This is a genomic window from Sulfurivermis sp., from assembly GCF_059410345.1.
Window position 1 is genome coordinate 6,739 of sequence record NZ_JBLJDO010000012.1, and the last position, 1,334, is coordinate 8,072.

The window sequence follows — 1,334 nt, forward strand, 5'->3', positions numbered from 1 at the left end:
TGGTACTCGCCATTTTCCTGTTCGACCTGTTCGTCAGCCGTCGCGGCTGGTGCAGCCATCTGTGCCCGGTGGGGGCGTTCTACAGCCTGCTGGGCCGCTACAGCTTGCTGCGCGTCAGCGCGGCCGCACGCAACAAGTGCGACGATTGCATGGACTGCTTTGCGGTATGTCCTGAACCGCAGGTGATCCGGCCGGCGCTCAAAGGGGAAGCGCGTGGCGCTGGCCCGGTGATCCTGTCGGGCAACTGCACCAACTGCGGCCGCTGCATCGATGTGTGCAGCAAAGATGTGTTCCGCTTCGACCATCGATTCCACAATTCAACATCCAAACCGATTGCGCAAAAGACGGAGGTAATGCCATGAACAAGTCTCTGGTATTGGGAGGCGTACTGGTGATTGGGCTGCTGGGTACGACGGCGGTGTGTGCCGCAGGCCCCGCCCCGTTACGCGGCGACGGCGATATCTGGGCCAGCACCGACGTGGTGCAATGGCAGGATCGCGATCCGATCCCGCGTGACTACGTGCAGCAGCCGCCGATGGTGCCGCATAGCGTCGAGGGCTATACGGTCAACCTCAAGGTGAACAAGTGTCTGACCTGCCACAGCTGGGCCAACTACAAGGAAAAGAAGGCCACCAAGATCAGCCAGACCCACTTCTCCGATCGCGAGGGCAACGACCTGGCCAACGTGTCGGCGCGGCGCTACTTCTGCAGCCAGTGCCATACGCCGCAGGCGGATGCCAAGCCGCTGGTGGAAAACCAGTTCCAGCCGTTGCCGGCCATCAGCAACCGTTGAGTGCGGTGTGGTGATTATGCATGCGTCGCGCGGTTGCGCGGCGCCAGTGACAACGAACGACGAAGCGAGAGGCAGCCATGTCCAGTGCAAATGAAGACAAAAACATCCTGGCGCGCTGGTGGGGAGCGCTAAAGCGCCCCAGCGCCCGCTACGCCGCGGGCTCCCTGCTGGGAATAGGCGTAGTCGCCGGCATCGTGCTCTGGGGCGGATTCAATACCGCAATGGAGGCCACCAACACGGAGAAGTTCTGCATCTCCTGCCATGAGATGGAGGAAAACGTCTATCGCGAGTACCAGAACACCATCCACTACAGTAATCGCTCCGGCGTCCGCGCCACCTGCCCGGACTGCCATGTGCCGAAGGAGTGGACACACAAGATGGTGCGCAAGATCCAGGCCAGCAACGAGCTGTGGCACAAGATGCTCGGCACCATCGACACACCGGAGAAGTTCGAGGCCAAGCGCCTGAAGATGGCGCAGAGCGTGTGGCACTCCATGCAGAAGACCGACTCGCGCGAGTGCCGCAACTGCCACGAGTTCGA

The 1,334-nt window shown here is 61.7% G+C and carries 3 protein-coding genes; all 3 read left to right on the plus strand.

Annotation, left to right across the window (positions count from 1 at the left end; all coding sequences use genetic code 11):
- The coding region (locus tag ACMV8A_RS10340) for a 4Fe-4S dicluster domain-containing protein (RefSeq protein ID WP_495325703.1) at nt 1-362 on the plus strand (362 nt) is incomplete at its 5' end.
- Nucleotides 359-793, plus strand: a complete 435-nt coding sequence (locus tag ACMV8A_RS10345; protein WP_495325704.1) for a nitrate reductase cytochrome c-type subunit — start codon at nt 359-361, stop codon at nt 791-793. The genes ACMV8A_RS10340 and ACMV8A_RS10345, both read left to right, overlap by 4 nt.
- A gap of 77 nt (nt 794-870) precedes the next feature.
- Nucleotides 871-1,334, plus strand: a 464-nt coding sequence (locus ACMV8A_RS10350; RefSeq protein WP_495325705.1) for a NapC/NirT family cytochrome c, incomplete at its 3' end; no start/stop codon positions are given.

Bases quoted from the DNA above. Each gene is read 5' to 3' on its own strand.
- ACMV8A_RS10345 (WP_495325704.1), top strand. From the start codon at position 359: ATGAACAAGTCTCTGGTATTGGGAGGCGTACTGGTGATTGGGCTGCTG.